This window comes from Pseudomonas sp. 1912-s (assembly GCF_029269205.1).
In the GTDB taxonomy this organism is placed as follows: domain Bacteria; phylum Pseudomonadota; class Gammaproteobacteria; order Pseudomonadales; family Pseudomonadaceae; genus Aquipseudomonas.
Genome location: NZ_JARIXR010000007.1, coordinates 50,741 through 74,191 on the forward strand (window position 1 = coordinate 50,741; position 23,451 = coordinate 74,191).

At 61.4% G+C, this 23,451-nt stretch carries 22 protein-coding genes and 1 other RNA gene; 7 read left to right on the plus strand and 16 right to left on the minus strand.

Translation table 11 applies throughout. The annotated features are described in order from the left end of the window. Window positions 1-4 precede the first annotated feature (4 nt). The 14 genes from P3C29_RS10995 to rsmI form a co-directional block, all read right to left on the minus strand. Window positions 5-961: a D-alanine--D-alanine ligase gene (locus P3C29_RS10995; protein ID WP_010170475.1), complete on the minus strand. Its 957-nt coding sequence runs from the start codon at window positions 959-961 to the stop codon at window positions 5-7. Next, a complete protein-coding gene (gene murC, locus P3C29_RS11000) occupies window positions 958-2,403 on the minus strand; it encodes a UDP-N-acetylmuramate--L-alanine ligase (protein WP_275964550.1) in 1,446 nt (481 codons plus the stop codon). The genes P3C29_RS10995 and murC overlap by 4 nt, the downstream gene beginning before the upstream one ends. Continuing rightward, entirely contained in the window at window positions 2,396-3,466 is a 1,071-nt protein-coding gene (gene murG, locus P3C29_RS11005) for an undecaprenyldiphospho-muramoylpentapeptide beta-N-acetylglucosaminyltransferase (protein WP_201125342.1), read from the minus strand. The genes murC and murG overlap by 8 nt, the downstream gene beginning before the upstream one ends. After that, on the minus strand, window positions 3,456-4,679 hold the full coding sequence (gene ftsW, locus P3C29_RS11010) for a putative lipid II flippase FtsW (RefSeq protein WP_003216215.1): 1,224 nt from the start codon (window positions 4,677-4,679) through the stop codon (window positions 3,456-3,458). The genes murG and ftsW overlap by 11 nt, the downstream gene beginning before the upstream one ends. Continuing rightward, window positions 4,676-6,022: a UDP-N-acetylmuramoyl-L-alanine--D-glutamate ligase gene (gene murD / locus P3C29_RS11015; RefSeq protein ID WP_275964551.1), complete on the minus strand. Its 1,347-nt coding sequence runs from the start codon at window positions 6,020-6,022 to the stop codon at window positions 4,676-4,678. Before murD ends, ftsW begins: the two co-directional genes overlap by 4 nt. Window positions 6,023-6,028: 6 nt before the next feature. Beyond that, on the minus strand, window positions 6,029-7,111 hold the full coding sequence (gene mraY / locus P3C29_RS11020) for a phospho-N-acetylmuramoyl-pentapeptide-transferase (protein WP_017738698.1): 1,083 nt from the start codon (window positions 7,109-7,111) through the stop codon (window positions 6,029-6,031). Further along, window positions 7,111-8,481, minus strand: a complete 1,371-nt coding sequence (murF, locus tag P3C29_RS11025) for a UDP-N-acetylmuramoyl-tripeptide--D-alanyl-D-alanine ligase (protein WP_275964552.1) — start codon at window positions 8,479-8,481, stop codon at window positions 7,111-7,113. Before murF ends, mraY begins: the two co-directional genes overlap by 1 nt. Next, the gene (locus P3C29_RS11030; RefSeq protein ID WP_201125345.1) at window positions 8,474-9,937 is read right to left on the minus strand and encodes a UDP-N-acetylmuramoyl-L-alanyl-D-glutamate--2,6-diaminopimelate ligase; all 1,464 of its coding nucleotides are present in this window, start codon (window positions 9,935-9,937) and stop codon (window positions 8,474-8,476) included. Before P3C29_RS11030 ends, murF begins: the two co-directional genes overlap by 8 nt. Beyond that, the gene (locus tag P3C29_RS11035; RefSeq protein ID WP_169389246.1) at window positions 9,937-11,679 is read right to left on the minus strand and encodes a penicillin-binding protein 2; all 1,743 of its coding nucleotides are present in this window, start codon (window positions 11,677-11,679) and stop codon (window positions 9,937-9,939) included. Before P3C29_RS11035 ends, P3C29_RS11030 begins: the two co-directional genes overlap by 1 nt. Next, complete coding sequence (ftsL, locus tag P3C29_RS11040) at window positions 11,679-11,972, minus strand: cell division protein FtsL (RefSeq protein ID WP_003216203.1); 294 nt, start codon at window positions 11,970-11,972, stop codon at window positions 11,679-11,681. Before ftsL ends, P3C29_RS11035 begins: the two co-directional genes overlap by 1 nt. Beyond that, entirely contained in the window at window positions 11,969-12,910 is a 942-nt protein-coding gene (gene rsmH / locus P3C29_RS11045) for a 16S rRNA (cytosine(1402)-N(4))-methyltransferase RsmH (protein WP_085989910.1), read from the minus strand. Before rsmH ends, ftsL begins: the two co-directional genes overlap by 4 nt. 2 nt (window positions 12,911-12,912) lie before the next feature. Continuing rightward, on the minus strand, window positions 12,913-13,368 hold the full coding sequence (gene mraZ / locus P3C29_RS11050) for a division/cell wall cluster transcriptional repressor MraZ (RefSeq protein WP_003171868.1): 456 nt from the start codon (window positions 13,366-13,368) through the stop codon (window positions 12,913-12,915). Window positions 13,369-13,723: 355 nt separating this feature from the next. Continuing rightward, window positions 13,724-14,077, minus strand: an RNA gene (gene rnpB, locus P3C29_RS11055) — RNase P RNA component class A. 95 nt (window positions 14,078-14,172) lie between these two features. Next, entirely contained in the window at window positions 14,173-15,078 is a 906-nt protein-coding gene (gene rsmI / locus P3C29_RS11060; protein WP_169386287.1) for a 16S rRNA (cytidine(1402)-2'-O)-methyltransferase, read from the minus strand. Between the two features lie 176 nt (window positions 15,079-15,254). Between rsmI and P3C29_RS11065 the strand changes: the two genes are divergently transcribed. The 4 genes from P3C29_RS11065 to P3C29_RS11080 all read left to right on the plus strand — a co-directional run bounded on the left by P3C29_RS11065 (window position 15,255) and on the right by P3C29_RS11080 (window position 18,701). Further along, window positions 15,255-17,066, plus strand: coding sequence for a penicillin-binding protein activator (locus P3C29_RS11065; protein WP_275964553.1), 1,812 nt, complete (start codon window positions 15,255-15,257; stop codon window positions 17,064-17,066). After that, window positions 17,066-17,437: a YraN family protein gene (locus P3C29_RS11070; protein WP_010170499.1), complete on the plus strand. Its 372-nt coding sequence runs from the start codon at window positions 17,066-17,068 to the stop codon at window positions 17,435-17,437. The genes P3C29_RS11065 and P3C29_RS11070 overlap by 1 nt, the downstream gene beginning before the upstream one ends. Window positions 17,438-17,529: 92 nt before the next feature. After that, entirely contained in the window at window positions 17,530-18,123 is a 594-nt protein-coding gene (locus P3C29_RS11075; protein WP_003216190.1) for a phosphoheptose isomerase, read from the plus strand. Beyond that, a complete protein-coding gene (locus tag P3C29_RS11080; protein ID WP_010170507.1) occupies window positions 18,120-18,701 on the plus strand; it encodes a BON domain-containing protein in 582 nt (193 codons plus the stop codon). Before P3C29_RS11075 ends, P3C29_RS11080 begins: the two co-directional genes overlap by 4 nt. Before the next feature lie 67 nt (window positions 18,702-18,768). Here P3C29_RS11080 and P3C29_RS11085 read toward each other — a convergent pair whose 3' ends face one another. Together P3C29_RS11085 and P3C29_RS11090 are read right to left on the minus strand one after the other, a co-directional pair. Next, the gene (locus P3C29_RS11085; protein ID WP_029615883.1) at window positions 18,769-19,539 is read right to left on the minus strand and encodes an OmpA family protein; all 771 of its coding nucleotides are present in this window, start codon (window positions 19,537-19,539) and stop codon (window positions 18,769-18,771) included. 217 nt (window positions 19,540-19,756) lie between these two features. Next, window positions 19,757-20,401, minus strand: a complete 645-nt coding sequence (locus tag P3C29_RS11090) for an MBL fold metallo-hydrolase (protein WP_003216184.1) — start codon at window positions 20,399-20,401, stop codon at window positions 19,757-19,759. A gap of 169 nt (window positions 20,402-20,570) precedes the next feature. Here P3C29_RS11090 and P3C29_RS11095 point away from each other — a divergent pair, with 169 nt between their 5' ends. From P3C29_RS11095 to P3C29_RS11105, 3 genes are read left to right on the plus strand one after another with little or no spacing between them, the layout of a single operon-like run. Further along, window positions 20,571-21,167, plus strand: a complete 597-nt coding sequence (locus P3C29_RS11095; protein WP_010170513.1) for a paraquat-inducible protein A — start codon at window positions 20,571-20,573, stop codon at window positions 21,165-21,167. After that, window positions 21,164-21,808, plus strand: coding sequence for a paraquat-inducible protein A (locus P3C29_RS11100; protein WP_201125348.1), 645 nt, complete (start codon window positions 21,164-21,166; stop codon window positions 21,806-21,808). Before P3C29_RS11095 ends, P3C29_RS11100 begins: the two co-directional genes overlap by 4 nt. Beyond that, window positions 21,789-23,444 carry an MlaD family protein gene (locus P3C29_RS11105; RefSeq protein WP_201125349.1) on the plus strand — a complete coding sequence of 552 codons (1,656 nt, stop codon included), beginning with the start codon at window positions 21,789-21,791 and terminating at the stop codon, window positions 23,442-23,444. Before P3C29_RS11100 ends, P3C29_RS11105 begins: the two co-directional genes overlap by 20 nt. The last annotated feature ends 7 nt before the right edge of the window (window positions 23,445-23,451 follow it).

The window sequence follows — 23,451 nt, forward strand, 5'->3', positions numbered from 1 at the left end:
GGTCTTAGCCTCGTGGCTCAATGCTTGCGGCCAGGATCGCCAGCACTAACTGCTGGAAGTCCAGGCCCGCGGCACGAGCGGCCATGGGTACCAGGCTGTGGTCGGTCATCCCGGGTGCGGTGTTGACTTCAAGGAACCAGAAATTCCCTTGGTCATCCTGCATCACGTCTGCCCGCGCCCAACCGGCGATACCCAGCGCCTCACAGGCTTTCGCCGTGAGGTCCATCAATTCCTGTTCCTTGGTTGCATCGAGGCCGCACGGGATCCGGTACTGGGTATCGGAAGCCACGTACTTGGCGTCGTAGTCGTAAAAGGTGTGGGGCGTGCCCAATGCGATAGGCGGCAATACCTGGCCACGCAGCGTAGCGATGGTGAACTCGGGACCTTGAATCCACTGTTCCACCAACACTTGCGAATCGTAGGTACTGGCCGCTTTCCATGCGTCAATCAATTCGGCGGCTGAGTTCACTTTAGCCATGCCGATACTGGAGCCTTCATGGGCTGGTTTGACGATCAAAGGCAGGCCCAGTTCCTTGGCTGCAGAAATACAATCGTCTTCGCTGCACAATACGCTGTGACGCGGGGTCGGAATACCCAGGCTGTGCCACACCTGCTTGGTGCGCAACTTGTCCATGGCCAGCGCCGACGCCAGGATGCCGCTGCCGGTGTACGGAATGCCCAGGCACTCCAGCAGGCCCTGCATGCTGCCGTCTTCACCGCCACGGCCGTGAAGGATGATGAACGCGCGGTCGATTTTCTCGGCCTGCAGGCGCGACAGGAAGTCATCACCCACGTCGATGCCGAATGCATTCACGCCGGCGCTCTGCAGCGCTTCCAGCACGGCATTGCCGGACTTCAGCGACACTTCACGTTCAGCGCTCTTGCCACCGAACAACACCGCAACGCGGCCGAAGTCGGCAGGTTGAATCGTCGAGAACAGGGAGCCGTAGTCAGTGGTCATTTCGACTGCCCCTTTACCGCGGCAAACAGCGGGCTTGCCAGCAATTTAGGAGCGAGACCACCGATATCACCGGCACCCTGGCACAGCAGGATGTCGCCGGCACGCAGCAGCGGCTTGACGATCGGTGCGAGGTCCACACCGCGCTCGATGTAGATCGGGTCCAACTGGCCACGTTGACGGATGCTGTTGCACAGCTTGCGGCTGTCGGCACCCGGGATCGGCTCTTCACCGGCCGGGTAGACTTCCATCAGCAGCAACACGTTGGCGTCCGCCAGTACATTGACGAAGTCGTCGTACAGGTCGCGGGTACGGCTGTAGCGGTGCGGCTGATACACCATCACCAGGCGGCGCTCCGGCCAGCCACCGCGTACGGCCTTGATCACCGCAGCGACTTCCGTCGGGTGGTGACCGTAGTCGTCCACCAGCATCACGTTGCCGCCGTCCACCGGCAGTTCGCCGTAGACCTGGAAGCGACGCCCCACACCGGCAAAACCCGACAGGCCTTCAACGATGGCTTCATCGCTGACGCCTTCGTCGGAGGCGATGCAGATGGTCGCCAGGGAGTTGAGTACGTTGTGGTTGCCCGGCATGTTCACCGAGACATCCAGCGGCTCGCGGTCAGGGCGCAGCACGGTGAAGAAGGTCTGCATGCCTTGCTGGCGCACATTGATCGCGCGCACGTCGCAGTCTTCGCTGAAGCCGTAGGTCACGGTCGGGCGCTTGACCAGTGGCAGGATTTCACGCACCACCGGATCGTCCAGGCACACCACGGCCAAACCGTAGAACGGCAGGTTGTGCAGGAACTCGACGAAGGTTTTCTTCAGTTTGTTGAAGTCACCGTCGTAGGTCGCCATGTGGTCGGCGTCGATGTTGGTCACCACGGCCACCAGCGGTTGCAGGTGCAGGAAGCTGGCGTCGCTTTCATCGGCTTCGGCGATCAGGTAACGGCTGGTGCCGAGCTGTGCATTGGTGCCGGCTGCATTCAGGCGGCCACCGATGACGAACGTCGGGTCCAGGCCACCGGCGGCGAACACCGAGGCGATCAGGCTGGTGGTGGTGGTCTTGCCATGGGTACCGGCAACGGCGATGCCGTGGCGGTAGCGCATCAGCTCGGCCAGCATTTCGGCACGCGGCACTACGGGAATGCGGCGTTCAAGGGCAGTAGCCACTTCCGGGTTGGAGGTGTTCACGGCACTGGAGACCACCAGCACGTCGGCTTCGGCAGCGTTCTCGGCACGGTGGCCGATAAAGATTTTTGCGCCGAACGATTCCAGGCGCTCGGTGACCGGCGACATTTTCAGGTCGGAGCCGGACACCTGGTAACCCAGGTTCAGCAGCACTTCGGCGATGCCGCACATGCCCACGCCGCCGATACCGACGAAGTGGATGCGACGGATGCGGCGCATTTCCGGTTGTGGCATGGCTTTCTGATTCTCAACCATGGGCCACCTCCAGGCAGATATCGACCACGGTGCGGGTTGCGTCAGGTTTGGCCAGGCGGCTTGCGGTGCTCGCCATGCTGTTCAGTCGTTCCGGTTGCATCAATACCTCGGTCAGGCGTGCGGCCAAATCGGCGGCGCCAGTCGTTCTTTGCGGCAGCAGGAAGGCAGCGCCCTCCCCGGCCAAATATTCGGCGTTGCGGGTCTGGTGGTCGTCGATGGCGTGGGGCAAAGGCACCAGCAAGGACGGCAGACCGGCGGCGGCCAGTTCACTGACGGTCAACGCACCTGCGCGACAGACCACCAGGTCGGCCCAGCCATAGGCTTGGGCCATGTCTTTGATGAAAGGCTGCACATTCGCCTCCACGCCCGCATCGCGATAACGCGTAGCGGTCACTTCATCGTGATTCTTGCCGGCCTGATGGAAGATCTCGGGCCGCAGCGCCTCAGGGAGTTGCGACACTGCTTCAGGCAGCAATTTGTTCAAGGGTTCGGCACCCAGGCTCCCGCCCAGGATCAGCAGGTGCGCCTTGCGACCGGCCAACGGCTGGCGGGCGATGTCCATGAACAGTTCAGTACGCACTGGGTTACCGGTGGTGCGCAGTTTGTCCGCGGCACCAAAGGTTTTCGGGAAGGCCTCGCACACCCGTGCAGCCAATGGCACCAGCAGGCGGTTGGCAGTGCCGGCCACGGCGTTCTGCTCGTGGACGATCACCGGCACGCCGGCGAGTCTTGCCGCGACGCCGCCGGGGCCGGTGACGTAGCCACCAAAGCCCAGCACGCACACCGGCTTCACTTCACGGATCACCTTGCGCGCTTGCCATACCGCCTTGAGCAACACGAACGGCGCCTTGAGCAGGGACAATTTGCCCTTGCCCCGCAGGCCGGTGACGTTGATCAAATGCAGGGGCAAGCCGGCATTCGGTACCAGGTCATTTTCGATGCCACGGGGCGTGCCGAGCCAATGCACGGTGTAGCCGCGGTTCTGGAATTCGCGGGCACAGGCCAGCGCCGGGAACACGTGGCCACCGGTGCCGCCTGCCATGATCAGCACGTTAGCGCCCATGGTTCGGCTCCTCGGCGAAGTCGCTTTCGCTGAACTCCATCTCTTCGCTGCCCAGGTGGGTTCGACTCTCCCACTCGATGCGCAGCAATAACCCGAGACAGGCGCAGCAAATCACCAACGAACTGCCGCCGTAACTGAGGAACGGCAAGGTCAGGCCCTTGGTCGGCAGCAGGCCGACGTTCACCCCGATGTTGATCAGGAACTGGCCGATCCACAGGAACGACAAGCCGTACGCCACGTAGGCGGCAAAATATTGCTTGGCCTTTTCGGCCCACAAGCCGATGTACATGCCGCGCACACACACAAACACGAACAGCGCGACGGTGCACAGCGAACCGACCACGCCCAGCTCTTCGGCGAGTACCGAGAACACGAAGTCGGTGTGGGCTTCCGGCAGGTAGAACTGCTTCTGCACACTGTTGCCCAGGCCCACGCCCAGCCACTCGCCGCGACCGAAGGCAATCAACGCCTGGGTCAACTGGTAGCCGGAACCGAACTGATCGGACCACGGGTCGGTAAAGGTAATCAGGCGCGCCATCCGGTAGGGTTGCGCCTGCACCAGAATTGTCACGGCGGCCACCGCCAGCACCACCATCAAGGTGAAGCGGAACAGGCCCACGCCACCGAGGAACAGCATCGCCGCCGCCGCGCCCATCATTACAACGGTGGCACCAAAGTCCGGCTCCATCAGCAACAGGCCGGCCATGGGCAGCAGCACGATGAACGGCTTGAAGAAGCCCATCCAGCTTTCGCGTACTTCTTTCTGGCGCCGCACCAGGTAACCGGCGAGGTAGATCACCACGAACACCTTGGCAATTTCCGACGGCTGCACGTTGAACGCACCGAAGCCGATCCAGCGCATCGAACCATTCACCTCACGCCCGATGCCGGGCAGTATCACCATCACCAACAGGCCGAACGCCCCCACCAGCATCAGCCACCCCAGGCGCTGCCAGGTGGCGATCGGGATCATCATGGTGACAATGCACGCACCGAGGCCGATCACCAGGTAGACCAAGTGGCGGATCATCATGTAAAGGGTGTTGCCCGACTGCACCGCGGCCACTTCCGAAGACGCCGAGGTGATCATCACCAGGCCCAGGCCCAGCAACGCGAGGCAACCGGCGAGCATCGGGAAATCAAGGTCGATACCGCGCCCGGTAATGATCGGCGACGGGTACGGCTTGATGATGTTCCGGAAATTGATACTCATGCCAAGGCCTCCACGGCGCGAGCGAACAGCTGGCCGCGCTCTTCGTAGTTCTTGAACATGTCGAAACTGGCGCAGGCAGGCGACAGCAGCACCACATCACCCGGCTGGGCCAGGGATCTGGATTGGGCGATGGCGTCGTCCAGGGATTGCGCGCGCACCTGCGGTACCGCGTCGCCCAGCGCATCGGCAATCAAGCCGGAATCACGGCCCATCAGCACCACGGCGCGGCAGTGTGCAGCGACTGGCCCTTTGAGGTCCTTGAAGTCAGCACCCTTGCCGTCGCCACCGGCGATCAGCACAACCTTGCCTTGAATATCGGCACCCAATCCTTCGATGGCAGCAAGCGCCGCACCGACGTTGGTGGCCTTGGAATCGTTGTAATAGCCGACGCCGTCGAGGTCGCGAACCCACTGGCAGCGATGCTCAAGCCCGGCAAAGCTACGCAGGGCCGACAGCATGGCGTCGAACGGCAAGCCAACAGCGTGACCGAGCGCCAGCGCAGCCAGGGCATTGGCCTGGTTGTGGGCACCACGGATCTTCAGTTCACGCACCGGCATCAGGTTCTGGAATTCGAAGGCCAGGTATTTCTCGCGGTTCTCTTCCCGAAGCCCGAAAGCCTTGAAGTCAGGTTTGTTCAGGCCGAAGGTCCAGCACGGCAAGCCTTCGCCAATCAGCGGACGGCTCAGGGCATCCTGGCGGTTGACCACCACTTGCCGCGCGCCACGGAAGATCCGGTGCTTGGCCAGGTGATAGGCCGGCAGGCCGCTGTAGCGGTCCATGTGGTCTTCGCTGACGTTCAGCACGGTGGCCACTTCAGCGTTGAGCTGGTCGGTGGTTTCCAGCTGGAAGCTCGACAGCTCCATCACGTACAGCTCGACGTTGTCGTTGAGCAGGTCCAGCGCCGGCGTACCAAGGTTGCCGCCCACCGCCACATGCTTGCCGGCCGCATCCGCCATCTCACCCACGAGGGTGGTAACAGTGCTTTTTGCGTTGGAACCGCTGATGGCCACGATCGGAGCCTTCGCGTTACGCGCGAACAGCTCGATATCGCCGGACAACTTCACACCACGGGCCGCAGCCGCTTGCAGGGCCGGGGTCGCCAGCGCCAGGCCGGGGCTCACGTAGAGCTCGTCGGCACGGCACAGAAACTCCACATCCAGCTCGCCACAACGCACTTCCACGTGCGGGTAGTCACGGCGCAGCGTGACCAGCTCCGGTGGATTTTCCCGCGTATCGGCCACGGCAAACGACGTGCCCCGGTTCGCCAGGAAGCGAACCAGGGACATGCCGCTCTTGCCGAGGCCGACAACGATGCGGAAGTGGTCTGAAGCGATCAGGGACACTCGTTTCTACCTCAGTTTCAGGGTGGCAAGGCCGACCAGGACCAGAATCACGGTGATAATCCAGAAACGGACAATCACCCGCGGCTCAGGCCAGCCCTTGAGTTCAAAGTGGTGGTGAATCGGCGCCATGCGGAACACGCGGCGCCCGGTCAATTTGAAGGAAGCAACCTGGATCACCACCGACAGGGTTTCCATCACGAACACACCGCCCATGATGAACAGGACGATTTCCTGACGGACGATCACCGCGATGGTGCCCAGGGCCGCGCCCAGCGCCAGTGCGCCGACGTCGCCCATGAAGACCTGCGCTGGATAGGTGTTGAACCACAGGAAGCCGAGGCCCGCACCGATCAACGCGCCGCAGAACACAATCAGTTCACCCGCGCCCGGTACATACGGGATCAGCAGGTATTCAGCGAATTTCACGTTACCCGACAGGTAGCAGAAGATGCCGAGCGCGCCGCCCACCATCACCGTCGGCATGATCGCCAGGCCGTCGAGGCCGTCAGTCAGGTTGACCGCGTTGCTGGAGCCCACGATCACGAAGTAGGTCAGCACCACGAAGCCGACGCCCAGTGGAATGCTGGCATCCTTGAGCATCGGGATGATCAGGGTGGTTTCCACCGCACTTGGCGCAGTCATAAACAGGAAGATCGCCGCGCCCAGGCCGAACACCGACTGCCAGAAATACTTCCAGCGGCTTGGCAGCCCCTTGGAGTTCTTCTCGATCACCTTGCGGTAGTCATCCACCCAGCCGATGGCGCCGAACAGCAAAGTCACCAGCAGCACGGTCCAGACGTAGCGGTTATGCAGGTCAGCCCACAGCAGCGTACTGATGCCGATGGACGACAGGATCAGCGCGCCGCCCATGGTCGGGGTGCCTGATTTGGACAGGTGCGACTGCGGGCCGTCGTTGCGCACGGACTGGCCGATCTGCAGGTTTTGCAGGGTACGGATCATCCATGGCCCGAGGAACAGCGACAACGACAGCGCGGTCAGCACACCCAGAATCCCGCGCAGGGTCAGGTACTGAAAGACCGCGAAGCCTTTGTGGAACTGTTGCAGATACTCAGCCAGCAGCAGCAGCATTAATGTTTCTCCGTACTTGAGCCACACAAGGCCACGACGACGTTTTCCATCACCGCGCTGCGCGATCCCTTGATCAAAATAGTGGTGTGTTTGTCTTGTTCAGCCGCACTCAGCGCCTGGATCAGCTCAGCCTGGTTGGCAAAATGCCGGGCGCCCGGCCCGAAGGTCTCCACGGCGTGAAGCATGTTCGGGCCCACGGCGTACACAGCATCGACCTTGCCGGCGGCATAGGCGCCGACTTCACGGTGAGACTGTTCGGCCCACTCGCCCAGTTCGGCGATGTCCCCCAGCACCAGCACCTTGCGACCGTCGAAGGCCGTCAGCAGGTCGATGGCGGCACAGATCGAGGACTGGTTGGCGTTGTAGGTGTCATCAATCACGCGCATGCCGTTGCTGGCCAGATGCGCGACGGTACGCCCCTTCACCGGTTGCACGGCACCGAGGCCTGTGGCAATGCCAAACAGCGACACCCCCAGCACATGGGCAGCGGCGGCGGCGGCCAGGGCGTTGGCGACGTTGTGGTTGCCCAGCAGGTTCAGCTGTACGTGCTCATCACCTTGCGGGGTGTGCAGGGTGAAGGCCGGGCAGCCACGGGCGTCGACGGTGATATTCGAGGCATGGAAGTCGGCCGCGGCGTTGTGCACCGCGAAGCTCAAGACCTTGCGACCGGCGGCACGTACACGCCAGGTTTCGAAGGCTTTGTCGTCGAGGTTCAGTACCGCGGTGCCGGATGCGTCGAGGCCTTCAAGGATTTCGCCCTTGGCTTCGACGATCTTCTCAGGGCCGCCAAACTCGCCCACATGGGCAGTGCCGGCGTTGTTGATCAGCGCAACGTGAGGCTTGGTCATGGCCACGGTGTAAGCGATTTCGCCAATGCGCGAAGCACCCAGCTCAATCACGGCCGCCGTGTGTTCCGGGGCCAGTTCGAGCAGGGTCAGCGGCGCGCCGAAGTCATTGTTCAGGTTGCCACGGGTCGCCAGGACCGGGCCGCGCGTGCGCAGGATGCCGGCGAGTAATTCCTTGACGGTGGTTTTGCCGCTGGAGCCGGTGATCGCCGCAACCGGCTTGGTGAAAGCGGCACGGTTCAGGGCACCCAGTTGGCCGAGGGCCAGGCGGGTGTCTGCCACCAGCAACTGCGGGAGCGTCGAGTCAGCGACTTCGCGCTGCACCAGAGCGCCGACAGCGCCTTTGGCGGCGACGTCGTTCAGGTAGTTGTGGCCATCAAAACTCGGGCCAGCCAAGGCCACAAACAGTTGCCCAGGCTTGATCGTCCGGCTGTCGATGCTCACGCCATCAAAGCTGCAATCGGCCGACAGCACACGGGCCGACAACGCCTGGGTCAGTTCGCTGAACTTGAGCGCCTTAAGCATGGGCCACCTCCCACGCGGTCAGGGCGTGATCGGCCTCGACCAGATCGGAGAAAGCGTGGCGTTCGCCGTTGATTTCCTGGTAGTCCTCGTGGCCTTTACCGGCCAGCACTACCACGTCGTCAGGGCTGGCGCTGGCGATCAATTGGGCGATGGCTGCACCGCGACCGGCCACGAAAGTCGCTTTGGACGCGTCTTTAAAGCCAACACGAATGTCATCGAAAATCTGGCTTGGGTCTTCGCTGCGCGGGTTGTCGTCCGTCACCAGAACACCGTCGGCCAGACGCTCGACGATTTCAGCCATCAACGGACGCTTGCCGCGATCGCGGTCACCGCCACAGCCGAACAGGCACAGCAGCTTGCCCTTGGCGTGGGGACGCAGGGCCAGCAGGATTTTTTCCAGGGCGTCCGGCGTGTGGGCGTAATCGACCACCACCAGCGGCTGGGTGCCACCACCCAGGCGCTGCATGCGACCGGCCGGGCCTTCCAGCTTCGGCAGCACGCGCAGGATTTCGTCCAGGGCGTAATCCAGGCCGAGCAAGGCGCCGACAGCAGCCAATATGTTGCTCAGGTTGAAACGCCCGAGCAGGGTGCTGCGCAAATGGTGCTCGCCCTGCGGCGTTACCAGGGTGGCGCGCACGCCTTCGTCATCAAAGGTGGCTTCGCGGCAATACAGGTAGGCGCTGGAATCTTCCAGGCTGTAGCTGATCAGGCGGCCCTCACCGTTCGCGGCGGCCAACTGACGACCGAATTCATCGTCCAGGTTGACCACACGGCACTTCAAATCATTCCAGGCAAACAGCCGGGCCTTGGTGGCGGCGTACGCCTCCATGGTGCCGTGGTAATCCAGGTGATCGCGGGACAGGTTGGTCATCACCGCCACGTCGAACGCCAGGGCGGTCACGCGGCCCTGGTCCAGGCCGTGGGACGAAACTTCCATGGCAACCGCCTTGGCACCGGCCTTTTTCAGGTCGGCCAGGGTCGCCTGCACGGCAATCGGGTTAGGCGTGGTGTGCAGGCCGCTTTGCAGCGCGCCGTAGAAACCGGTGCCCAGGGTGCCGACGATGCCGCAGTGCTGGCCCAGCAGGTCAAGCGCCTGGGCAACCAGTTGGGTCACGCTGGTCTTGCCGTTGGTGCCGGTCACGCCTACGAGGTTCAGGGTCCGGCTCGGGTCGCCATAAAAGCGCCCGGCGATGTCCGACAGTTGCGCCGCCAGGCCCTTGACCGGAATCAAAGGCACGTCGGTGATCGGCAACACGGTGGCGCCTTCCACTTCATAGGCCACTGCCGCGGCGCCGCGCTTCAACGCGTCGGCGATATGGTCACGGCCGTCGAACTTGCCGCCCGGCACGGCCAGGAACAGGTCACCGGCACGCACGTTACGGCTGTCCAGGGTCAACTCGCGAATCAGCAAATCGCGGCCAGCGTGGGCAAAAATCTTGTTCAGGCTAAGAGACATCAGCCGCGCCCTCCATTGGCTTTTGCAGCAGCGGCCGGCGGTCCGGCGTTCGCTTGTTGGGTCGTCGGCAGGTTGTCCGGCGTGATGTTCATCAGGCGCAGCGTCCCGGACATCACTTTGCTGAACACCGGCGCCGATACCAGGCCACCGAAGTAACCGGCTTTGCTCGGCTCATCGATCACCACGACGATGGCGTAACGCGGATCGCTCATCGGGCCGAAGCCTGCGAACAGCGAACGGTAGGAGTTTTCGGCGTAGCCCTTGGTGCCCACGGCAGTTTTACGCGCGGTACCGGACTTGCCTGCCACGTGATACGCCGGCACCTGGGCACGGAACACGCCGCGCGGCGCTTCGATCACTTGTTGCAGCATGCCTTGCATGGTCTTGGCGACGTTTTCCGGGATCACCTGGGTCGCAGGCGGTGCCTCGTCCAGGTGGATCAGGCTCAGCGGCACCATGCGGCCATTGTTGGCCAGCACGGAGAAGGCATGGGCCAGCTGGATGGCGGTCACCGACAGGCCATAACCGTAGGAAAGCGTGGCGGTCTCGGCCTTTTTCCAGTCACGGTAGTTCGGCAGGTTGCCCACACGCTCACCCGGGAAGTCCAGGCCGGTGGGTTGCCCCAGGCCGACTTTCTGTGCGAGGTGGTAGATGGCTTCGCCGCCGATATCGAAGGCGACCTTACTCATGCCCACGTTACTGGAGTTGATCAGGATACCTGTCAAATCCAGCACCGGACCTTCGGTGCGCGACACGTCGCGAATGGTGTATTTGCCCAGCTGCAGGGTGCCCGGGTAAACCTCGACCTTGTCGGCCGGTTTCCAGCGCCCGGTCTCCAGGGCGGCACTCATGGAGATGGCTTTCATGGTCGAACCCGGCTCGAACACGTCGATCATCGCGCGGTTGCGCATCATCGCCGGTTGCAGGTTGCGACGGTTGTTGGGGTTGTAGGTCGGCTGGTTGACCATGGCGAGAATCTCGCCGGTCTTCACGTCCATGATCACCAGGCTGCCGGCTTTCGCGCCGTTCTCGATGATGGCGTTACGCAGCTCACGGTTGGCCAGATATTGCAGGCGCAGGTCAATCGACAACGCCAAGGGCTTACCGGCCTTGGCGTTTTTGGTGACCTGGACATCCTTGATCAGTCTGCCGCGCCGATCCTTGATGACCTGTCGTTTGCCGGGGACCCCGGCCAGCCATTCGTCGTAGGCAAGCTCGACACCTTCGCGACCGTGATCATCAATGTCGGTGAAACCCACCATATGGGCAGTGGTTTCGCCAGCCGGGTAGAAACGCCGAAATTCCTCGATGCCGTAGACACCGGGGACTTTAAGGTCGAGCACTTGCTGGCCTTGTTCGGGGGTAAGCCCGCGAACCAGGTAGATGAATTCTTTATTGGCCTGGGCTTCGAGGCGTTCGCTCAGGGCTTTGGGGTCCTGGCCCAGGGCGGCGGCCAGTTCCGGCCACTTCTCCTTGGCGGTCTGCATTTCCTTGGCGTTGGCCCACAGGGTGGTCACCGGCGTACTGACGGCCAGGGGCTCGCCGTTACGGTCGGTGATCAGGCCGCGGTGCGCAGGAATCGGGATATGACGCAGGCTGCGGGCATCGCCCTGGCCGATCAGGAAGTCACGGTCCACCACTTGCAGGTCGATAATCCGCCAGGCGATCGCGCCCACCATCAGTGCCAGCAACCCCAGCACTACACGGAAACGCCACGGGTAGAGTGCGCCCTCGAGTTTCATCATGGCGCCACCATGCGAACTTCTGCAGCGCCCGGGATGTGCATCTTCAGCTGTTCAGTGGCCAGCACTTCGATGCGGCTGTGGGCGGTCCAGGTGCTTTGCTCCAGGATCAACCGGCCCCACTCCGCCTGCGCCTTGTCGCGCACACTCAATTCCCCGTACAGGGTATTGAGCAATTGACGGTTGTAGTGGGCGCTGTAGGACACCGCAATCGCGGACACCAGCACGCCAACAAACAACAGCAACATAAAGAAGCTGCCGCCCGGAAGGGGCTTGGCGAAAAGCTTGCTCACCGCAACTTCTCCGCAACGCGCATGACAGCGCTACGGGCACGTGGGTTGGCCTTGAGTTCGGCTTCGGAAGCGAACTGCGCTTTGCCATGGATTTTGATTTTCGGCACAAAGGCTTCGTAACGTACCGGCAGGTTGCGCGGCAGGTTGTCGGATTCGCCCTTGACCAGACGACGCATGAACAATTTGACGATGCGGTCTTCCAGGGAGTGGAAGCTGATCACCACCAGGCGACCGCCCACTTCCAAGGCGTCCAGGGCAGCTTCGAGGCCGGCTTCCAGGTCGCCCAATTCGTTGTTGACGTGAATGCGCAGGCCCTGGAACGCACGGGTAGCCGGGTTCTTGCCCTTCTCCCACGCCGGGTTGGCGACTTTCAGCACTTCAGCCAGGTCCGCGGTGCGTTCGAACGGCTGGATTTCCCGACGCTCGACCACGGCGCGCGCCATACGGCCAGCGAAACGCTCTTCGCCGTATTCCTTGAACACACGGGTGATTTCTTCGTGGGGCGCGGTGGCGATGAACTGCGCGGCGCTGATGCCACGGCTCGGGTCCATGCGCATATCGAGCGGGCCGTCGTTCATGAAACTGAAGCCGCGCTCAGGGTCGTCCAGCTGCGGCGAAGACACGCCCAGGTCCAGCAGAACCCCGGCCACCTTGCCCGCCATGCCACGTTCGGCGACTTCTGCGCCGAGCTCGGCAAAGCTGCGCTGCACAACGACAAAGCGGCCGTCTTCGGCCGCTAGCGCTTGCCCGGTGGCAATCGCTTGAGGGTCTTTGTCGAACCCGAGGAGCTTTCCGTCCGAACCCAGCTGGCTGAGGATCAGCCGACTGTGCCCGCCCCTGCCGAAGGTGCCATCCAAATAGCAGCCATCCGCGCGTACGGCGAGAGCCTCAACGGCTTCGTCAAGCAGTACGGTGATGTGGTTAAAGCCGCTATCAATAGTCACAGGATCAAATCACGCAGTTCATCAGGCATGGCGCCCGGTTGTTGAATAGCAGCCAGGTCAGCTGCAGAAACAGCATCCCAGGCATCTTCGTCCCACAATTGGAACTTGTTCAGTTGGCCTACCAGCATTGCGCGCTTGTCGAGCTTGGCGTATTCGCGCAGACGCGGTGGAACCAGGAAACGACCACTGCCATCGAGTTCGAGGTCGACGGCATTACCAATCAGCAAACGTTGCAGGCGGCGGTTTTCTTCACGCAATGAAGGCAGCGCACGCAACTTGGTTTCAATCAGCTCCCACTCGTCGAGCGGGTAAACACATAAACAAGGGTCAACGGCATCGATGGTGATGATTAACTGTCCGGAACTTCGCGAAATCAGCTCGTCACGATACCGGCTCGGCATGGCGAGACGGCCTTTTGCATCGAGACTGATAGCGTTAGCTCCGCGAAACACAGATGCGTTTCTCCAAATTTTAGCGTTTTACGTTCAAAAAACCCACTTTGTGCCACTTTCCGCCACTTGCGCACACTATAGGAATGCGCCCACCACACCGTCAAGGCGCGGATTCAAGGAAAAGCCTTACAGAACGGAGATTTAGGAAGGTAAAGCGAGGAGAAACGAGAGTTCGAGGGCGATTTTGACTCAACAACGCCAAATAGCTCAAAGAGCTATGACTTAAAGTTAAAGTAATTTATTAAGAGTAAGATTTTTTCGGTATTACGAAGACGCATCTGCTAATGATTCAGCAGGGAGGGATTCTCGCGTTACTACCAGGTTCCTGCCCGAGATTCGGACAGAAGGAAAAAAGGTGGAGAGTCGATCTGTAAGCCGGGTTCTGTCTTGAACAGTCATTCGTCTACGATGGCCATCACTGGACATCTTTAGCAACCTACCCGGTCCCAGCGCGGGCCACGCCTTGGGACCCTATTTGGTCTTGCTCCAAGTGGGGTTTACCTAGCCACGAACTGTTGCCAGTCGTGCGGTGCGCTCTTACCGCACCTTTTCACCCTTACCGGTACCGAAGTACTTAGGCGGTTATTTTCTGTGGCACTTTCCGTAGGCTCACGCCTCCCAGGCATTACCTGGCACTTCGCCCTATGGAGCCCGGACTTTCCTCCCCCCTCTAATTTTCATAGAAGGCAGCGACTGTCCAATCGACTCTCCGCCGCGCAGGTTAACGGCACGGCGGCGTTAGAACAAGTATTAAAAGACACTAATGCCATCATGTTCAGACGGAGTGCAGGTTAAAGCCTGGAACTATTCGCCCTTTTGTTTATCCAGCGCGACTTGATACAGCACGTTCTTGCGCACGCCGGTAATTTCCGCCGCCAGGGCGGCCGCACGCTTCAATGGCATTTCCTTGAGCAGCAGATCAAGAATGCGCATCGCCTCGCTGCCCACGGCGTCTTCACTTTCCGGCGCCGCCCAGCCCGCTACCAGCACCACGCACTCGCCGCGCTGCTGATTGCTGTCACCTTCGACGAACGCACGCAGCTCTTCCAGCGGCAGGCCCTTGAGGGTTTCGAAGGTCTTGGTGATTTCCCGCGCCAGCAGCGCAAGGCGATCGCCACCGAACACCAGTTCCATATCTTGCAGGCACTCAAGGATACGGTGCGGGGCTTCGTAGAAAATCAGCGTGCGCGGCTCTTCTTTCACCAGTTCAAGGCGCGCCCGGCGCCCCACCGCCTTGGCCGGCAGGAAACCTTCAAAGATAAAACGGTCCGATGGCAAGCCGGCCGCCGACAATGCAGCAATCAGCGCGCACGCTCCCGGAACAGGCACTACATTGATACCAGCAGCCCGCGCCTGGCGAACCAGGTGATAACCGGGATCGGAAATCAGCGGCGTACCGGCATCCGAGATCAAGGCCACATCATCGCCTGCCAGCAAGCGGGTGATAAAACGACTGCCCTCTTCGCGCTCGTTATGTTCGTGGCACGCGGCCAGGGGCGTTGGAATACCAAAATGCTGCATTAACCGTTGGGAATGCCGGGTGTCTTCGGCGGCGATCAATTTTACGTCGCGCAACACTTTCAGCGCCCGCGCACTGATGTCGTCCAGGTTGCCAATGGGCGTCGCCACGACAAAAAGCGAGCCTGCAGTGGAATTCAAAGGACCTGGAGCAGTCAAAGCGCACACCTCGATGATTGGCAAAAGCCACATTGTAGCGCGTAGACGCCTTGAAAATATGCCCTCCGGGCAGGCTCCATTTCAGCCATCCATTGGGTCTTGCAACATTTACACGACCTAAATAGACGGTTTCACGCCAGTAACATCGCGCCCCGGCCAGTGCTTGGGTACAATTCCACGCTAATTTGATCGGTATCAGGAACACTTACATGATCGCTTGCCTGCGGCTGTTCTCTGCCCTCTGCCTCGCTGCCCTGTTGGCGGCTTGCGCCAGCTCGCCCTCGTCCAGCCTTGGCGACCTCCCCCGGACCCCGGATGCCAGCATCGAGCAACTGCTCGAACAGGCGACTTCGGCCAAGACTCCGGAAAAAGCCGCGCTGCTGCGCTTGAGTGCGGCTGACCTGGCGTTCCACCAAAACAATCCGGCACGCTCGGCGCAGATTCTTGCCCAGGTCCCACTGGACGTCCTGAAACCGGCGGCGCAGGTATTTGCCAGCACCCTGTCGGCCGAACTGGCGATGACCCGCAACCAGCCCAAGGCCGCGTTGACGGCGTTGAACCACCCGAGCCTGCAAAGCCTGAAGGAGCTGCCGCCTGAACAGCAGATCCGTACCGGCACCGTGCATGCCCGCGCTTATGAGGCCGATGGCCAGACCCTGGCCGCCGCCCGCGAGCGCGTCGCCATGGCGCCGCTGCTCAGTGGTGACGCTTACAACAGCAACCACGAAGCCATCTGGGCATTGATTGCCGCCCTGCCTGCCGAACAGCTGCAAGCCAGCGGCAACCCGACGCTGGACGGCTGGATCAGCCTGGCCCAGGCGGTCAAGAGCGCCGGCACCCTGGAGCAACAACAGGCAGCCATCGACACCTGGCGTGCCCAGAACCCTGGCCACCCGGCGGCCTCGCAATTGCCACAGCCGCTGACCAAGCTCAAGCAACTGGCCAGCCAGCCACTGAACAAGATCGCCCTGCTGCTGCCGCAGGAAGGCCCGCTGGCCGGCGTCGCCAAAGCGTTGCGCGAAGGTTTCATGGCTGCGCACTACCAGGCCGAACAAGCCGGGCAGAAGCCGCCAGTGATCGAGTTCTATGACAGCTCGCGCCTGACCTCCATCGACGAGTTCTACGCCAAGGCCCAGGCCGCCGGCGTGCAACTGGTGGTCGGCCCGCTGGAAAAACCGCTGGTCAAACAACTCAGCGCACGTCCGCAATTGCCTATTACCACCCTGGCCCTGAACTACAGCGAAGCCGACCAGGGCCCGGCACAACTGTTCCAGTTCGGCCTGGCCGCTGAAGACGAGGCCCGTGAAGTGTCCCGTCGCGCCCGTGCCGACGGCCTGCACCGCGCCGCCGCCATGGTACCGAGAGGCGAATGGGGCGAGCGTGTCTACAAAGCTTTCCGTCAGGATTGGGAAGCCAATGGCGGCACCGTGGTAGGCGTTGAATACGTTGACCAGCCGGTAGCCCTGGCCCAGCAGATCGCTGACCTGTTCCAGTTGCGCAAAAGCGAAGGCCGCGCCAAGAGCCTGCAGAGCACGGTAGGTTCGGACGTTTCGGCCCAGCCGTCGCGCCGCCAGGACATCGAGTTCATCTTCCTGGCCGTGACCCCGCAACTGGCCCAACAGATCAAGCCGACCCTGAACTTCCAGTACGCCGGTGACGTGCCGGTGTATGCGACGTCGCACGTGTTCAGCGCCAGTGGCGACAAGAACCAGTACCTGGACATGACCAACGTGATGTTCTGCGAAACCCCTTGGCTCCTGAACACCACCGACCCGCTGCGCAACCAGGTCGCTGCCCAATGGCCACAGGCCAACGGCAGCCTGGGCCGCCTGTACGCGATGGGTGTTGACGCCTACCGCCTGGCGCCGCGCCTGGGGCAACTCAAGGCACTGCCGGACACCCGCGTTGACGGCCTGTCCGGCAGCCTGGGCATCAGCCCCAACCAGCGTGTTGACCGCCAGATGCCATGGGCGAAGTTCGTCGGTGGCGATATCCAGCGCCTGCCTGATACCCCGCGCTGATGCCCGAGCGGTCAAGCGCGCAAAGCGGCAAGGACGCCGAACTTCAAGCTCTCGAGTACCTGCAACAACAGGGTCTGCGCCTCCTGGCGCAGAACTGGTTGTGCAAGCGGGGCGAGCTTGATCTGGTCATGCTTGACGGCGATACAGTAGTATTTGTCGAAGTCCGCTACAGAAAACACGCACAATGGGGTGGCGCGCTCGCCAGTATCGACGGGCGCAAGCGCCAGAAGCTGATACTCGCCGCGCAGTTTTTCCTGCTCAAGGAGCGTCGCTGGGCCGATCACCCCTGCCGTTTCGATGTGGTTGCCATAGAAAGCACTCCTCAGGGAACAGCCGATCTGAACTGGTTGCAAGATGCCTTTGACAGCTGATTCGCCGGACATCTACACCGCACACTTTTGCTCTTTGCTTTGCGGGCTGCACATTCCTGTGCCAAACAGCCGCGCTACTTAAGGTCACACAGATGGACATGCAATCCCGAATTCGCCAGCTTTTCCAGGCCAGTATCGATACCAAGCAACAGGCGATGGACGTACTTGCACCGCACATCGAGCAAGCCAGTCAGGTCATGGTCAACGCCTTGCTCAACGAAGGCAAAATGCTTTCGTGCGGCAACGGCGGTTCGGCCGGTGATGCCCAGCATTTCTCCTCCGAGCTGCTCAACCGCTTCGAGCGCGAGCGCCCGAGCCTGCCGGCCATCGCCCTGACCACCGACACCTCGACGATCACCTCGATCGCCAACGACTACAGCTACAACGAAATCTTCTCCAAACAGATTCGCGCCCTTGGCCAGCCGGGCGACGTACTGCTGGCGATCTCCACCAGCGGTAATTCGGCGAACATTATTCAAGCGATCCAGGCCGCACATGATCGTGAAATGATTGTCGTAGCATTGACCGGGCGCGACGGCGGCGGCATGGCCTCGTTGCTGTTGCCCGAAGACGTGGAAATTCGCGTCCCGGCCAATGTCACCGCACGTATTCAGGAAGTCCACCTGCTGGCGATCCACTGCCTGTGCGATCTGATCGACAGCCAACTGTTCGGGAGTGAAGAATGACCGTTAAACGCCTTAGCCTATTGGCAATCACGCTGTGCCTAGGCATCAGCGGCTGCAGCTCGGTAATCGAAGCGAGCCGTGACACGCCTATCCAGGACGATAAAGGCACCCGTACTTTCGGCAGCAAAATCGACGACTCGCTGATTGAAACCAAGGTTTCCGTCAACGTTTCCAAGGCCGCTCCAGACCTGGGCAACGGCGCCTCGCGCATCGTGGTCGTCAGCTTCAACGGTGTGGTACTGCTCACCGGGCAAACCCCGCGCGCCGACCTGAAGGCCCAGGCTGAACAAGCCGCTTCCACCGTTCAACGGGTCAAGAAGGTCCACAACGAATTGCAGGTAATGGAGCCGATCACGCTGCTGGCAATCAGCAACGACGCCCTGCTGACCACCAAGATCAAGACCCAGATGCTGACCGACAGCGCGATCCCCGGCTCACGGATCAAGATCGTCACCGACAACGGCATCGTCTACATGATGGGCCTGCTGACCCAGGCAGAAGCCACCCGCGCTGCCAACCTGGTACAAGGCGTATCGGGCGTACAGAAGATTGTGAAGGTGTTCGAATACATCGACTGATCCCGTCAACAGCCACAAAAAAGGGCGCCGTGCATTACTGCACGGCGCCCTTTTTATTGCCTGCCCGTTACTGGTATTGCGAGTACGGGTTGCCCTGGAACTGATTGTTCTGTTGCGGCGCCTGTTGTTGCTGAGCGCCTGGCTGGCCGTATTGCTGGCCAGGGATCGGGCCAAGGTTGACCTCTACACGACGGTTCTGGGCACGACCGTTGACGTCGGCGTTGCTGGCGATCGGGTTGTCCGGGCCGGCACCGCGAGCACTCAGGTTGGTCGGGCTCACGCCTTGGGATGTCAGGTAGTTAGCCACGCTTTGCGCACGACGCTGGGACAGGTCCATGTTGAGCTGGCGGGTGCCGGTGCTGTCGGTGTAGCCGACAATCTGGATGGTGTTCTGGTTGAACTGCTTTAGGGAGTTCGCCAGGTTGTTCAGCGGCGTGTAGAAGCTGCTGGAGATCGCGTCCGAGTTGGTGGCGAAGGTGATGTTACCCGGCATGATCAGCTTGATCTGATCGCCCTGGCGCTGCACCTCAACCCCGGTATTGGCCATGCTTTCGCGCAGTTTCTTTTCCTGCTGGTCGGCGTAGTAGCCATACCCCGCACCACCGAGACCGGCGACGGCAGCACCGATCAGCGCACCTTTGCCGCGGTTGTTGTGGTCGATGGCCGCACCTGCCAACGCACCGGCCAGGGCACCCAGGCCGCCGTACTTGGCGGTATTGCTCACACCGGAAGAGCCACCACCCTGTGCCTGGCTGCCGTCATAAGGATTAGGTGAAGCGCAGCCGGACAACAGGGCTACGGCAGTAGCGACAACAAGCAGACGACGAGAAGTGAACATGAAGGAAGCTCCTACTTTTGCATTCTGTGATGCAGAGGACATTGGCAATGGACCTGTGCCGAGCTTGGAACACGACAAACGGTAAAAATTCCATGCCCGGCCAACGGTGTGCACAGTGAAACCCTAGCAGAGACTACCTGAACGGTAATTGTCATTTTCTCTATAAGGTTCGTCTGATAGTCGCCACTTGGTATCCGGAAAAATACCGGAGTTTGCTTTACGCCCTCACAAACGGATTCTCACGCATTTCATCCCCCAGGCGCGTGTCCGGCCCGTGCCCGGTCACCACCACAGCCGCCTCATCCAGGGTGTAGAGCCGTTGCTTGATCGAGCGCACGATGGTCGCCTGATCACCGCCCCACAAATCCGTACGCCCTACACCACGTCGAAACAGGGTGTCGCCGGCAATCAGCAACTTCGCATCGGCGAACCAGAAACTCATCGAACCAGGTGTGTGTCCAGGTGTGTGCAACGCCACGCCACAGCCGCAGGCCAACTCTTCCTCATCCTCCAGCCAGCGATCCGGCGACGGCACCGGTGTGTACGGCACGCGGAACATCTGGCACTGCATTTCCAGGTTGTCCCACAGAAACTGGTCTTCCTTGTGCAGGTGCAAGGTGGCACCGGTCTTTTCCTTCAATTGCCCAGAGGCCAGGAAATGGTCGAGATGGGCGTGGGTGTGAATGATGCTGACCACTTTCAGGCCCAGCGCATCGAGCCGCGCCAAGATCAACTCATGGTTGCCACCCGGGTCGACGACGATGGCTTTTTTGGTGACCGGGTCGCCGATGATCGTGCAATTGCACTGCAACGGGCCGACCGGGAAGGTTTCGCGGATCAGCGCGGGGGACTGGATATTCATGGGTATTCCTGCAAATTCAAAGGCACACTCTTTTGTACTGCATTCTGGCGCACAGTATGTTCGACGAAGCGCCCGATCCGAAAGCGCACGAGTATCAAACCTGCCAACTGCTAAGCTATTCTGGCGCCCGTCATACAACGCGCAACCCAGAGCGCTTGGAGTGGGACTCATGGCGACCCTCAGCCCGTTGATCATCTGTGAACACTGCGATTGCGTGTACGAAAAAGTCACGCTCGCCAAACATCAAAAGACCCTCTGCACCCGCTGCGCAGGCGTGCTCCAGCGCTATAACGGGCTGTCGGTGGAACAGCGCCTGGCCCTGACCCTGACCGCCGCCGTGTTGTGGATTTTCGCTAACTTCTACCCCGTGATGAGCATCAGCCTGCAAGGCCTGAAAAGCAGCGCCACGTTATGGGATTCGGTGGTGGCGCTGGCCCAGGGCCCGATTACCTTCATCGCCCTGGTGGCGGCAATTTCCATCATCATCGCGCCGGTGTTCCAGTTGCTGCTGTTGATGTGGGTGTTGAGCTTTGCGATGAAGGGCCGCCGCTCGCCGGCGTTCAAGGTATGCATGCGCTGGCTTGAAGCCCTGCGCCCCTGGAGCATGCTGGAGGTCTGCCTGCTCGGCGCCATGGTGGCGGTGTTCAAGCTGGCGGGCATGCTGGATGTATTGCCCGGCACCGGACTGTTTGCCCTGGCCGCCCTCAGTCTGTTGCTGATCCGCATTGCCGGGCGTGATATTCGCGACCTGTGGGACATTGTATGAGCCGGCCACCGACCGCCAGCGAGCTGAACCTGTGCCTGTGCCACAGCTGCGGCCAGGCCTGCGACGTCAGCGCCAACCCCGACGAATGCGAGCGTTGCGGTGCGCCCTTGCATCGACGCAAGACCCATTCGCTGACCCGCACCTGGGCCTACATGCTGACGGCCCTGGCGTTTTACGTTCCCGCTAATTTACTGCCCGTGATGAACACCTCGATGCTCGGCTCCGGCGCCGACAGCACCATCATGAGTGGTGTGCTCGAATTCTGGCAGCACGGCGCGTGGGACATTGCCCTGATCATATTCATCGCCAGCATCGCGGTGCCGGGCATCAAGTTCGTGGCGCTGACCCTGCTGCTGGTCACCGTGCAACGCAATAACCAGTGGGCGCGCAAGGAGCGCTCGAAGCTGTTTCGCTTTGTCGAGGTGATCGGCTATTGGTCAATGCTGGATGTGATCGTGGTGGCGCTGGTGGCCGCCCTGGTGAGGTTCCAGGCCCTGGGCACCATCGAGCCGCGCCTGGGGATTTTATTCTTTGGCCTGGTGGTCGTATTTACCATGCTGTCGGCAATGAGTTTTGACCCACGCCTGATCTGGGAAACCCCACACAACGAGGAGAGGCCGGATGGCGTCGCAACCCCCTGACAAACCGCAGCCTGCGGGCCAACCCGCGATCAGGACGCGGCGCTTCAGCGTCTCGCTGGTGTGGATCGTGCCGATTGTCGCGGTGCTGGTGGGCATTTCGCTGGTGGTGCACAGCATCCTTCAGCAGGGGCCGAGCATTACCATTACCTTCAAGACCGGCAGCGGCCTGACCGCCAACAAGACCGACGTCAAATACCGCAACGTGGTGATCGGCCAAGTGACCGACGTGGAGCTGAGCGACGACCAGAAAAGCGTCAACGCCACGATCAAGCTGTCCAAGCAGGCCGAAAGCTTCACCCGTGAAGACTCGCAATTCTGGGTGGTCCGCCCGCGTATCGGCGCCGGGGGTGTTTCCGGCATTGATACGCTGCTTTCCGGGGATTACATCGGCGCCGACATCGGCCAGTCCGATACCCGCGCCAACCAGTTCAAAGGCCTGGAAAACCCGCCGCCGATTACCTATGGCGAGCCCGGCAAGCGCTTCACCTTGCACACCCAGGATTTGGGTTCACTGGACATCGGCTCCCCGGTCTATTACCGCAAAATCCCCGTCGGCCAGGTGGTGGCCTATGCCCTGGACGCAGACGGCAAAGGCGTGAACATCGACGTGTTCGTGCATGCGCCGAATGACGCCTACGTCACCGAGAACACCCGATTCTGGAACGCCAGCGGGATTGATGTGAGTGTCGGCGCCAACGGGTTCGCGCTGAAAACCGAATCCCTGTCGTCCATGCTGGTGGGCGGCATCGCCTTCCTGGCCCCGCCGTACAGCCCCAACGACAAGCCGGCCAGTGAGGAGCACTCCTATGAACTGTTCGCCGACCAGCAAACCGCGCTGGCCCCGCCCAATGGCAAGGCGCAATACCTGAACCTGCGGTTCGATCAGGCCTTGCGCGGGCTCACGGTGGGTGCGCCGGTGGAGTTCCTGGGCATCGAGTTCGGCAAAGTGGTATCGATCAACCTGGATTTCGACGAGAAAAAACGCAGCTTCCCGGTCAACGTCGGCATCGTGATTTACCCGCAGCGTCTCGGCGAAGCCAACACCAAAATGCTCACAGTCTTGAAGCATGACCCGAATGATGAAGCGGGCGGCGTGCGCCTGATGGGCAGCTTCATCGAACACGGCCTGCGCGCCCAGGCCCGCAGCGGCAACCTGCTCACCGGCCAGTTGTACATCGCCCTGGACTTCTTCCCCAAGGCCGACAAAGTCGTGTTTGACCCGAACCAGCGCCCCGTCAGCATCCCGACCATCCCCGGCAACCTGGAGCAACTGCAGGAAAAACTCGAAGGCATCGTCAACAAGATCAACCAACTGCCCATCGAGCGGATTGCCGGCAACCTCGACGGCAGCCTGGTGGAACTGCGCAAAGGTCTCGGCCAGTTCAATGCCAAGACACTGCCGGGCGTGCAGAACACCCTGGCCGACGTGAGTAAAACCTTGCAGTCCGCCAGTTCGACCCTGGCCGAGGATTCGCCGCAACGGGAGCAGTTGACCCAGACCCTGGATGAACTGAGCCGCATGTCGCGCTCCCTGCGAGAACTCTCGGACTACCTGGCACGCCATCCCGAATCGCTGATTCGCGGTCGCCCCGACAACGCCGCGCCCTCGGACCTGCAAGGGCCGCCGCGCAAATGACCACAGG

What these genes read in the sequence shown, in the direction of transcription:
- P3C29_RS10995 (WP_010170475.1), bottom strand. Translation starts at nt 961, where the DNA reads ATGACCACTGACTACGGCTCCCTGTTCTCGACGATTCAACCTGCCGAC.
- murC (WP_275964550.1), bottom strand. Translation starts at nt 2,403, where the DNA reads ATGGTTGAGAATCAGAAAGCCATGCCACAACCGGAAATGCGCCGCATC.
- murG (WP_201125342.1), bottom strand. Translation starts at nt 3,466, where the DNA reads ATGGGCGCTAACGTGCTGATCATGGCAGGCGGCACCGGTGGCCACGTG.
- ftsW (WP_003216215.1), bottom strand. Translation starts at nt 4,679, where the DNA reads ATGAGTATCAATTTCCGGAACATCATCAAGCCGTACCCGTCGCCGATC.
- mraY (WP_017738698.1), bottom strand. Translation starts at nt 7,111, where the DNA reads ATGCTGCTGCTGCTGGCTGAGTATCTGCAACAGTTCCACAAAGGCTTC.
- murF (WP_275964552.1), bottom strand. Translation starts at nt 8,481, where the DNA reads ATGCTTAAGGCGCTCAAGTTCAGCGAACTGACCCAGGCGTTGTCGGCC.
- P3C29_RS11030 (WP_201125345.1), bottom strand. Translation starts at nt 9,937, where the DNA reads ATGTCTCTTAGCCTGAACAAGATTTTTGCCCACGCTGGCCGCGATTTG.
- P3C29_RS11035 (WP_169389246.1), bottom strand. Translation starts at nt 11,679, where the DNA reads ATGAAACTCGAGGGCGCACTCTACCCGTGGCGTTTCCGTGTAGTGCTG.
- rsmI (WP_169386287.1), bottom strand. Translation starts at nt 15,078, where the DNA reads ATGTGGCTTTTGCCAATCATCGAGGTGTGCGCTTTGACTGCTCCAGGT.
- P3C29_RS11065 (WP_275964553.1), top strand. Translation starts at nt 15,255, where the DNA reads ATGATCGCTTGCCTGCGGCTGTTCTCTGCCCTCTGCCTCGCTGCCCTG.
- P3C29_RS11070 (WP_010170499.1), top strand. Translation starts at nt 17,066, where the DNA reads ATGCCCGAGCGGTCAAGCGCGCAAAGCGGCAAGGACGCCGAACTTCAA.
- P3C29_RS11075 (WP_003216190.1), top strand. Translation starts at nt 17,530, where the DNA reads ATGGACATGCAATCCCGAATTCGCCAGCTTTTCCAGGCCAGTATCGAT.
- P3C29_RS11080 (WP_010170507.1), top strand. Translation starts at nt 18,120, where the DNA reads ATGACCGTTAAACGCCTTAGCCTATTGGCAATCACGCTGTGCCTAGGC.
- P3C29_RS11085 (WP_029615883.1), bottom strand. Translation starts at nt 19,539, where the DNA reads ATGTTCACTTCTCGTCGTCTGCTTGTTGTCGCTACTGCCGTAGCCCTG.
- P3C29_RS11090 (WP_003216184.1), bottom strand. Translation starts at nt 20,401, where the DNA reads ATGAATATCCAGTCCCCCGCGCTGATCCGCGAAACCTTCCCGGTCGGC.
- P3C29_RS11095 (WP_010170513.1), top strand. Translation starts at nt 20,571, where the DNA reads ATGGCGACCCTCAGCCCGTTGATCATCTGTGAACACTGCGATTGCGTG.
- P3C29_RS11100 (WP_201125348.1), top strand. Translation starts at nt 21,164, where the DNA reads ATGAGCCGGCCACCGACCGCCAGCGAGCTGAACCTGTGCCTGTGCCAC.
- P3C29_RS11105 (WP_201125349.1), top strand. Translation starts at nt 21,789, where the DNA reads ATGGCGTCGCAACCCCCTGACAAACCGCAGCCTGCGGGCCAACCCGCG.